This is a genomic window from Sporosarcina koreensis (assembly GCF_001531445.1).
Classification (GTDB): Bacteria; Bacillota; Bacilli; order Bacillales_A; family Planococcaceae; genus Sporosarcina; species Sporosarcina koreensis_C.
This window is the reverse complement of sequence record NZ_LQYA01000203.1, coordinates 111562-120937: the sequence shown is the minus strand read 5'-3', so window position 1 is coordinate 120937 and position 9376 is coordinate 111562. Positions and strand designations below refer to the sequence as shown.

Here is a 9376-nt window from a genome sequence, read left to right as displayed (position 1 = left end):
AGAGTTTTTACAACCGCCAGTTTATTACCATACGGCGGGTATCCAAGACGGACCGGCAATTTTGTGCTTTTCTTTAAAATTGATTTAGAGTGGGTGAACAGATCAAAGCTCGCTTTCCCGTGATAGGCATTCATACCGGACGCTCCGACTCCACCGAAAGGCAGATGGATATTTCCGACGTGGCTGATCGTATCATTAATACAGCCTCCGCCAAACGAAAGATTTTCCAGGAAATATTCCTGTGCTTGTTCGTTTTCAGAAAACAGATAGGCGGCTAACGGTTTTGGCATTTGGCGGATACGATGAATAACCTCCCCATAATTTTGATACGACAACATCGGAAGAATCGGGCCGAATATTTCATCCTCCATTGCGGGACTATCCCATAAAACGCCATCCAATAGCGTTGGGCTTATATATAGATCATCACGATTCGACTTTCCGCCAAATACAATGTTGCCCTTTTCTTTATTTAACACTTCAATGAGTCGATCAAAATGCTTTCCATTGACAATCCTTCCATAATCCGGGCTGTCCATGCTGTCTTCTCCATAGAAGTCTTGTATGCAGTTGATGATTTCCTTCAAGAGCTTTTTCTTCACCGTCTCATGCACAAGGACATAGTCAGGAGCAACACAAGTTTGTCCGTTATTCACGAATTTCCCCCACACAATCCGTTCCGCTGCCCTTTTCACATTCGCCGTCTGATCGACGATAGCTGGACTTTTTCCACCAAGCTCCAATGTCACCGGCGTCAGGCGCTCCGCAGCTGCCTTCATGACGATTTTCCCTACAGTGGCGCTTCCTGTGAAAAAGATATAATCGAACGGCGCATGGATAAGCGCAGAGGTTTCTTCGACTCCGCCTTCGACGACTTGTACAAAATCCTGTGGATAAATTTCTGTTAAAATATCCTTTACGATTTTCGCTGTATGCACTGCTGCTTCAGATGGTTTCACGACTGCACAGTTCCCTGCTGCTATGGCACCAACTAACGGATCCATTACTAATTGAAACGGATAATTGAACGGCCCAATGATCAACACAGATCCATATGGCTCCTGAACGATGAAGCTTTTCGCCGGTTGCAGATGTGCGGGTGTTTTCACAGATTCCGGCTCCATCCACTCCTTTATATGCTTCATCATGAAGGAAATACTCGATAATACGAATCCAACCTCAGTCACATGCGCTTCAAACTGACTTTTCCTCAAATCTTTCTGCAAAGCTTCATAGATTTCCTCTTCTTTTAACAGGATTGCTTTTTTAAGGCGCTCCAACATGTCCAGCCGGAATTTAACATCTTTCGTCATTCCGGAATAAAAGAAATTTCGCTGAAAAGCGATCATTGAATCGATTTTTTGAGCAATTTCCACGAACATCCTTCTCCCTTCAATAAAACAAATTGTCAATATAGCAAAAGAACTGAATTCATTTCGTCAAATTCCGACCAATTACGCAGTTTGGCGAAATGAACGCCAACATATACTATGATTACATGATTCATGATTTTGTTCCTGGTATTTCACTGCATTCGCTTTAAAAATCAATGAAAAATGACTTATGTAACAAGTCAACAAGCAATAGGTCTAACGATTCTTTTTCAATTGCACGCGTTTTAGCGCCTCTCATTCGCGGGTAAAGACATATCACATAGCCACAAACGACAAATGAATGAAATGGAGGAAATAAACATGACAACGACAGAAACTTGGTGGGAAACAATTTTTGAAGGGAATCTTTCATTAGGTCTCAACAAGGAGCGCATCACGGACCTCGATAATGAAACTTTCCTCTACTTTGACCATGAACTTGAAATGGAACATGATACCAACCAAACACATACACATTAATTGACCTAGCTTCCCTCTCAGCGGGGAAGTTTTTTTCGCTTGGTTATTCGATACTTCTCCACAGATACAACGCAGCATAGCTTAAATATGGCGACCATGTCGGAAAATATGCAAGCATTTCATCAGCAGTCGGTTTGCGATCGAGATTCCATAATCGTTTCAATGCATTCTGAAGACCGATGTCCGCTAACGGAAATAAATTCGGCCGGCCTAATCCAAACATGAGGAAATTCTGGGCTGTCCACGGACCGATTCCGCGATAGGCCACCATCTCCCTTGTCACCTCTTCATCATCCATCTTCGAAAACTTTATTAAATCTAAATTCCCGTCCACAATCGAACGCGACAAACCGATAACATAATCCGCTTTCCTTCCGCTGAATTGCAGCTTCCGTAAATCATCCACTTTTAGAGCAGCAACCGTCTCCGGATTCGGATATCTCCAAACACCATCCTGGTTCGAACCAAAAGATTCAACAAATCGCATTGTCAAAACATGTGAAAATGCCAGATTCAACTGCTGATGAATGATATTCTTCATTAAAGTGCCATAGAGCGAAAAACTTTGGATGAGCGGCGTACCGGCATGTTCAATGAATAGCTGTTCAAGATCGGTTCCCTCGAAATGATTTGCAATCGCATCCAACGGTCGATCGAAATGAAAAATGGATTTGATTTTATCAGCTTGTCCGTCATCCATGCTATTTTCCAACACAAACGAAGGCGATTCTGTAGAACCTATTCCACGAAGTGTAATGATGTTCCCTTCTTCCATTGGGATTCGGACTTCCCTCTTTTCCAAGTAGACTGCATTCACTGGATCTGACGCCAACCTTTCAAGCGCCCTATCAAAGTCATAAGCAAATGGAATCGAAAACTGTGTATCGATCATAATCACCTCTTTTCTTCATATTCTACCTTTTTTTCGTGCTTATAAAAAACTTTTAGAAATAGTGTTGACTTCTATGGCAAATCCGCTATAATAATAAATGTGCAGTAAGCAAGTTACTCATTTCCCGATTCCGTAGCTCAGCTGGGAGAGCGCTACCTTGACAGGGTAGAGGTCGCTGGTTCGAGCCCAGTCGGAATCATTGGGTGCCAAACCCGTAGGAAGGTTGTCGGAACAACAACCTTCTCCAGAAACAGCCCTATTAGGCCGGATGCCTAGGGGCTGTTTTTTTGTGGTTTTTCACCAAACGTCTGCGAACTGTCCGCATACATTCAAGAATCGTCTATTTCCATTAGGCTTATAAATACAACGCACCAAAACACGATGAAATAGCCGAAAACTCATATTATGTATTCACCCGACTTTTTGATAAATTATGTCCTGTAATGGCGTAGCCGTTCTCGTAAACAAAACCCCACTGTTCTAGGTATAGTAACAGCGGGGTTGTAATATGATTAATTTCTTCTTTCATTTCCAAACAACTCGTTATGCAACCCCAAAGAATTCTCTTGCCTTTAGGATGGATGCAGATTCCTTTGAAGGGACCTCTTCTTCAAAATAGATGGCCTCGACCGGACAAACTGTCTCACAAGCACCACAATCAATACATCGATTAGGATCGATTAGAAATTGGTCTTCTCCAAAAACGATACAATCAACTGGACAAACTTCCACGCAAATCCCCGCTTGTTCATGTATGCATGCTGATGTTATAACAAATGACATTCTGTAAACCCCTCTCATAATCTACGTCTTCTTAATTTTCGGATAGGCTAGGACAATATTCAGGAAAATGGTTATAAATATGATCAACCCTACTAAATTGACAACGCCATGCCTTATGCCAAGCAGGTCAAAAAAGGCATAGAGCATAACAGGATAAGTTAATGAATAAACAGTCATTTTCCATAAAAGTTGATAGACCAACTTCCTTTTGGCAACTGCTTTCATTATCATACCAACTAATGCGAGAAATGAAATTCCGCTAATTCCTAAAAGGATGATGAACAGCGGATAAACAAACAAGATCAATAAAGCTTCTTTTGCAAAATCACCATTTCTCACGGAATTGCTGACGAGCCGTATCCCATTCGGTAATGAAATCAACAGATGAAGGAAAATTATATAGATGAAAAAGTCTCTCGTTTTAATCCGATTCAGTTGGAAATAGTTACGTTTGACTGGCAGTAATAGGTTGATTTTTAATGTATGTACTAACCCCATGCGTTTAACCTCCACTGCAAATCCCTGTTAGAATGCAATTATTTTACTGGAATTTTAGCAGGAATGCCCTCACCCTTCTTGAGTAATAAAGTAACGGTGATTTCTTGCACTCTCACTCTCTAAACAGTAGCTGTTTCTTCAATTCCTCACTCGAACGCTCATAATATCCTTCATCATAATCCTTTAGGTAGTTACTCAATAAAACTAATGATTTCCTGTCCATATGTGATAGAATAAACTTCCCTTTCAGCGACTTATCCATATTATTTACATGTTCAGGCAGCGACTTATATCCAAGCTTTATACGCCGTTCTTCCCTTGATACTAATACCTCGCAAGCAGTTGCACCCAAATAATAAGGGCCAGATCCGCCGTTTTGAAGGGTGAGCCATACAATCCAATATAGATTTGGATTTGGTCCTGCATGCTCTTTGTCTGGCTGAAAGCGGACCTTTTTTTCTATTTTGCTTTTTGCGTGCAATGCTTCCATGTCAATATAAACATCATTCCTTTCAGGATCAATAATTAGGGGTGTCATATTATCCAGGCTGATTGAACCGATACCGAATCCTCCATCACCGTCGGTAGGATCGCCGCTTAGGATTGTAAATGTCATTTTCTGCTCTTTTTTTCGTTCCGTCAATGATGTTTTTCCTCCTTTATGACAGACAAGATAAGGGACCGAACGACCTCTACGACTAACCAAGTCTATCCAGACCTGCATCTTCTTGTTGCCTCTTTCGTAAACTTCATTCACTTTCCATACTTTTTAAACCTATTAGTATATAAAGTGTCTATCATGATAATAGGGTAAGCAACCAACAGAAGTCAACCGAGTTGTCCTCCGATGATAAAATAGACAATCAAAGAATCAACTGCAATTTTATCGTATCGCTTAGGAAAGAGTTCATCAGACGATTAAAAGGAGCGTCTGTGTGAACGCTCCTTTGTCTATTTCAACACGAATGCACTTATATATGCTTTATATAATCTATTCCTTGCGTCGTTATCCCTAAAACTAGATGATCCGAGCCTTCCCCGCTATCTGTCGCATATCCCGCTTCGATAAGGTAATCAATGGCTATTTTACTATTTACGTCGGCATCTAACATCGCTTTAGGTAATTGATAATGTCCTCCGTTAGTAACAAAGTGATAATCATACAGACTTTGCAAAAGTACATCTGATAATTTTTTTATTTCTTCATTCATCATTTCTAATCCCCCTCCCCCTCTTTTTACCATTCTACAAAAGAGGAGACTTCCCTACAAGCGATGCCCTTCACTTCTATAGTATCCTATCTAGGCTATAACCACAGAAGCTGTTCTTTTTTATTCAAAAGCACATCGTCTTAAAAAAATTCCAAAAAATTAGTTTGACAACTTTGTGAACAAGGTAAATAATATAGAAAAGGGGTGTTGGTAATGGAAACCAAATTTAAAATATTGAATGCAGTTAAAGTTGTCGGCATCACAGTACTTGCCATCGGAATCTCCATTTTCTTGTACGGTTTTTTTGTAAGCGATTACAGTGCAATCACAGGCATTGGGATTGGGACTGTTATGGGCGCCATTTTCATCTTCCTAATGGGGGTCTTCTTTGTAGCAACGGAAGAAATGCTGGAAAAGACAGATAAAGGGATGCGGAGTATTCATTAAAAAAAGAAAGGAGCGTCCACAGAGGCGCTCCTTTCCTATTAAAGATTTTCCGTCTAGGCTCCCGTGCGTCAGATGCTCGTCGAATCTGAGCAAGCGCCCTACGCTTTTGTTCGCTTACATATCCCAGACTAAGATTAACAACGTTCCAAAGATGGTGACGAGTGCAATTGCAATTCCGTAATAGATATTTGCGTAGATCGCCACTTTGTCTTCCGACTCACCTGCATGCATAAAGCCTACAAGTTGAACTCCAGCTTGGATGAATGCCGTAGCTAAAAGGATCGTCATTCCTACTGCAAATGAAACATCCATGAAGTAGACAGTCAGTGCTGCCGCAGTCAGAACTAGTGAAAAGACAAATCCCATTACTTGTTTACGAGGGAATAGTTCACTCATTTTACATCATTCCTTTCAAGTAGATGAAGCTGAAGATGAAGATCCAGACGACATCTAAGAAATGCCAGTAAAGCGAGAAGATGAATGATTTATTAGCCGTTTCAGGCGTCAAACCACGCTTTTTCACTTGCATGATGATGAATAGTCCCCAGAAGAGACCAAGTGTTACGTGGGCACCATGCGTCCCTAACGTCGTCAAAAGTATGCCAGTGAATGCACTTACTTGAAGGCCAGCACCAATACTGGCATAATGCGTGAACTCATAAATTTCCACACCCAAGAATGCTAGACCGAGAAGCAACGTGATGGAAAAGAATGTAATCATCGCATTTTTTCTACCGAGTCGCATAGCATGTACGCCTAGACCGATTGTAAAACTACTTGTTAACAACAATATCGTCTCAATGAGCACCGGCGTGAGTTCGAAAATCTCCGCACCAGCCGGTCCGTTCCCCGTCCGATTCTCCAATGTAAAGTAAGTTGCAAAAAGCGTCGCAAACAACATCACTTCAGCCCCAAGGAAAATCCAGAAACCGAGTATGTTCAACTTATTCTGTTCTGTGCCATATTCAAGTGGAAGCGAGTTATCTACTTTCATTTGCTAACACCTCGCTATCTTTTTCTGTTGCTTCAATTTCTTTGACGGAAATGTAATGTCCGTCGTCTTTTTCAAATGATCGGTGAGCCATGCATGCAAAGATTGCAATCGTGGTAATGATTGCTGGAATCCACATGCTAAATACGAACGAGAAGCCCCACACGAAGAAAATACAACTCATGATAAACGGCACTCCACTATTATTCGGCATATGAATCTTTTCAATTTTCCCTTTGAATAACGGCTTACCTTTTTTCTTATGATCCCAGAACGCTTCAATGGAGTCGACCTGAGGCGTCCGTGCAAAGTTATACGATTGAACTGGAGTCTGTGTCGCCCATTCAAGTGTACGTGCATTCCACGGATCGGAACCGATATTTCTTGAAGAATGGCGCGTACTGTAATAAACGTTATAGACGATTATCGCGAACCCGATCGCAAGACCAACTGCCCCTACGAAGGAAAGCATATTCAACAGACCAAATCCAGATGCTTCAGAGTACGTGTACATCCGGCGCGCTTGACCATCCAAGCCCGTGAAGAACATCGGGAAGAATGTGACGTTGAAGCCGATTGCGATAAACCAGAATGCCCATTTCCCGATTCGTTCATTGAGCATGAAACCGAACATTTTTGGCCACCAATACGTTAGACCAGCAAGCATCGCGAATACAACACCTGGTATAATCGTGTAATGGAAGTGAGCGACCAAGAACATCGTATTATGATATTGATAATCGGCACTTGCCATACCGAGCATAACCCCAGTTACCCCACCGATTGTGAAGATCGGGATGAACCCTACAGAATACAGCATCGGAACTGTAAATTTGATTTTCCCTTTCCTCATCGTCAACAGCCAGTTGAAGATCTTAATTCCTGTTGGAATCGCAATCGCCATTGTCGTAATGGAGAAAATACTATTCGTTAATGGTCCTTGCCCCATTGTGAAGAAATGGTGCGTCCACACTAAGAAAGAGAAGAATGAAATGATCACAATTGAAGCGACCATCGATTTATAGCCGTATAGGTTACGCTGTGAAAACGTTGAAATGATTTCACTGTAAATACCGAATGCTGGCAGGATCAAGATATACACTTCCGGATGGCCCCAAACCCAGAACAGGTTCGCCCAAAGCATATCCATACCGCCATTTGTCATCGAGAAGATATGTGTACCAAATAGACGGTCCATTGTTCCTAACAAAAGTGTAACTGTCAGGACTGGGAATGCGAAAACGACAATCGCATTCGTGATGAGTGCTGTCCAAGTGAACATTGGCATTTTCATTAATTTCATACCTGGCGCTCTCATCTTAAAGATTGTTGCAATGAAATTAATACCCGAAATCAACGTACCAATTCCGGCAATTTGAATCGACATCAAATAGTAATTCGTTCCGACAGATTGACTGAAGTCATTTCCTGCAAGCGGAAAATACGAAGTCCAACCTGCGTCAGGAGAACCACCGATAACGAATGAAATATTGAATAACATTGCTCCCATAAAGAACAACCAGAAACTGAGTGCATTCAAACGAGGAAATGCTACATCGCGCGCCCCGATTTGTAATGGCACAACGAAGTTCATGAGCGCATAAATAAACGGCATCGCCATAAAGATAATCATTACAACCCCGTGGGTCGTGAAAACTTCATTGTAATGTTGGGCATCCAACAGTTTGTTGTCAGGCACAGCAGTTTGCGCCCGCATCATCAACGCATCTACTCCACCTCGGAATAACATGAGCAATGCGGCGATAAGATACATGATACCGATACGTTTATGGTCAACAGTTGTCAACCATTCACGCCATAAATAACCCCATTTTTTAAAATAAGTTAAGCCCACGAGAATCGCAATCACGGTTAGACCAATGGCAACCATAGATGCGTAAATTGCAGGACTTGGATGAGGTATGGCAAATCGATCAAAGTAATCCATACTTGTAGTACTCCTTTCGGAAAATTATTTCGTGACAGGTAGATGAAACTAGGAAATTTTATTTACGGTCCGAATGATCCATTTCCATGTTGGCATGATCGTCTTCGGAATGATGTTCGTCAGACTGGCTAGACCCATGGTTATGACCTTCAGGCGGCGGCAAGAAATCCAAGTGTGTTCCACTGAACGTCATTTGCCCTAGATGCCCAGGTTTTAGCAATTCAGTAAATTTTTCTTCTGTCAGAGGCTCAGCAGTCGATTTTACTTCTTCCACCCATTTATCGAATTCCTCTGCCGGCATTGCTTCCACATGGAAAATGTTTTCAGCGAAGCCTTTCCCGCTGAAGTTCGCATTTCTTCCCATATATTCACCAGGGACTTCGGCAGCTAAATGTAATGTGGTGATCATGTCCGACATTGCATATTTTTGTCCGCCGAGTTGAGGAATCCAGAAGCTTGTGATCGGACCGTATGAGTAAAGTCTAAATTCCAACGCTCTATCCGTCGGAATATATAAATAGTTTACTGTTTCAATATTTTCTTCCGGATAACTGAAATGCCATTTCCAGTCAGAAGATGAAGCGTAGACGACTAGAGGCTTCTGATCTTCATACCCTTTCGGAGTCGCCTCAACTGCATAATTCGATTTAACCGTAACGATGGAAAGGAAAATGATGATGATAACCGGGATTCCGACGATGATCGCTTCTACAACCGGATTCCCTTCGATATGCGGCGGTTCATAATCCTCAC

The 9376-nt window shown here is 41.9% G+C and carries 12 protein-coding genes and 1 tRNA gene; 3 read left to right on the top strand and 10 right to left on the bottom strand.

Annotated features, from left to right (window positions below; genetic code table 11):
- Positions 1–1349 (bottom strand): aldehyde dehydrogenase (locus tag AWV70_RS19420; protein WP_414714853.1); only part of this gene is annotated, 1349 nt, incomplete at its 3' end.
- Between the two features lie 345 nt (positions 1350–1694).
- On the opposite strand from AWV70_RS19420, the gene AWV70_RS24220 reads away from it, so the two are divergent.
- The gene (locus tag AWV70_RS24220; RefSeq protein ID WP_201024409.1) at positions 1695–1853 is read left to right on the top strand and encodes a hypothetical protein; all 159 of its coding nucleotides are present in this window, start codon (positions 1695–1697) and stop codon (positions 1851–1853) included.
- Positions 1854–1896: 43 nt separating this feature from the next.
- On the opposite strand, the gene AWV70_RS19415 is transcribed toward AWV70_RS24220, so the two are convergent.
- Entirely contained in the window at positions 1897–2745 is an 849-nt protein-coding gene (locus tag AWV70_RS19415) for a DNA-3-methyladenine glycosylase family protein (protein WP_060210175.1), read from the bottom strand.
- Positions 2746–2871: 126 nt separating this feature from the next.
- On the opposite strand from AWV70_RS19415, the gene AWV70_RS19410 reads away from it, so the two are divergent.
- Positions 2872–2944: transfer RNA gene (locus tag AWV70_RS19410), tRNA-Val, on the top strand.
- A 344-nt stretch (positions 2945–3288) separates the two neighbouring features.
- Here the strand turns inward: AWV70_RS19410 and AWV70_RS19405 are convergent.
- The 4 genes from AWV70_RS19405 to AWV70_RS19390 all read right to left on the bottom strand — a co-directional run bounded on the left by AWV70_RS19405 (position 3289) and on the right by AWV70_RS19390 (position 5240).
- Positions 3289–3528: an indolepyruvate ferredoxin oxidoreductase subunit alpha gene (locus tag AWV70_RS19405; protein ID WP_060210174.1), complete on the bottom strand. Its 240-nt coding sequence runs from the start codon at positions 3526–3528 to the stop codon at positions 3289–3291.
- Positions 3529–3549: 21 nt separating this feature from the next.
- Positions 3550–4026, bottom strand: a complete 477-nt coding sequence (locus AWV70_RS19400; RefSeq protein WP_060210173.1) for a DUF1189 family protein — start codon at positions 4024–4026, stop codon at positions 3550–3552.
- A gap of 112 nt (positions 4027–4138) precedes the next feature.
- Positions 4139–4669 (bottom strand): YwhD family protein, encoded by a 531-nt coding sequence (locus tag AWV70_RS19395; RefSeq protein WP_306464407.1) that lies wholly within the window; start codon positions 4667–4669, stop codon positions 4139–4141.
- Between the two features lie 328 nt (positions 4670–4997).
- Entirely contained in the window at positions 4998–5240 is a 243-nt protein-coding gene (locus AWV70_RS19390) for a hypothetical protein (RefSeq protein WP_060210172.1), read from the bottom strand.
- Positions 5241–5450: 210 nt separating this feature from the next.
- Between AWV70_RS19390 and AWV70_RS19385 the strand changes: the two genes are divergently transcribed.
- Positions 5451–5684: a hypothetical protein gene (locus AWV70_RS19385; protein ID WP_060210171.1), complete on the top strand. Its 234-nt coding sequence runs from the start codon at positions 5451–5453 to the stop codon at positions 5682–5684.
- Positions 5685–5798: 114 nt separating this feature from the next.
- On the opposite strand, the gene qoxD is transcribed toward AWV70_RS19385, so the two are convergent.
- The 4 genes from qoxD to AWV70_RS19365 all read right to left on the bottom strand — a co-directional run.
- Positions 5799–6080: a cytochrome aa3 quinol oxidase subunit IV gene (gene qoxD, locus AWV70_RS19380; RefSeq protein WP_060210170.1), complete on the bottom strand. Its 282-nt coding sequence runs from the start codon at positions 6078–6080 to the stop codon at positions 5799–5801.
- A 1-nt stretch (position 6081) separates the two neighbouring features.
- Positions 6082–6678, bottom strand: a complete 597-nt coding sequence (gene qoxC, locus AWV70_RS19375; RefSeq protein WP_060210169.1) for a cytochrome aa3 quinol oxidase subunit III — start codon at positions 6676–6678, stop codon at positions 6082–6084.
- Positions 6665–8623: a cytochrome aa3 quinol oxidase subunit I gene (gene qoxB / locus AWV70_RS19370; RefSeq protein ID WP_060210168.1), complete on the bottom strand. Its 1959-nt coding sequence runs from the start codon at positions 8621–8623 to the stop codon at positions 6665–6667. The genes qoxC and qoxB overlap by 14 nt, the downstream gene beginning before the upstream one ends.
- Positions 8624–8681: 58 nt before the next feature.
- Positions 8682–9376 (bottom strand): cytochrome aa3 quinol oxidase subunit II (locus tag AWV70_RS19365; protein ID WP_235588767.1); only part of this gene is annotated, 695 nt, incomplete at its 5' end.

Excerpts from the sequence above, each read along its gene's own strand:
- qoxB (WP_060210168.1), bottom strand. The coding sequence starts at position 8,623 with ATGGATTACTTTGATCGATTTGCCATACCTCATCCAAGTCCTGCAATT.
- AWV70_RS19400 (WP_060210173.1), bottom strand. The coding sequence starts at position 4,026 with ATGGGGTTAGTACATACATTAAAAATCAACCTATTACTGCCAGTCAAA.
- qoxC (WP_060210169.1), bottom strand. The coding sequence starts at position 6,678 with ATGAAAGTAGATAACTCGCTTCCACTTGAATATGGCACAGAACAGAAT.
- AWV70_RS19390 (WP_060210172.1), bottom strand. The coding sequence starts at position 5,240 with ATGATGAATGAAGAAATAAAAAAATTATCAGATGTACTTTTGCAAAGT.
- AWV70_RS19385 (WP_060210171.1), top strand. The coding sequence starts at position 5,451 with ATGGAAACCAAATTTAAAATATTGAATGCAGTTAAAGTTGTCGGCATC.
- qoxD (WP_060210170.1), bottom strand. The coding sequence starts at position 6,080 with ATGAGTGAACTATTCCCTCGTAAACAAGTAATGGGATTTGTCTTTTCA.
- AWV70_RS19415 (WP_060210175.1), bottom strand. The coding sequence starts at position 2,745 with ATGATCGATACACAGTTTTCGATTCCATTTGCTTATGACTTTGATAGG.
- AWV70_RS24220 (WP_201024409.1), top strand. The coding sequence starts at position 1,695 with ATGACAACGACAGAAACTTGGTGGGAAACAATTTTTGAAGGGAATCTT.
- AWV70_RS19405 (WP_060210174.1), bottom strand. The coding sequence starts at position 3,528 with ATGTCATTTGTTATAACATCAGCATGCATACATGAACAAGCGGGGATT.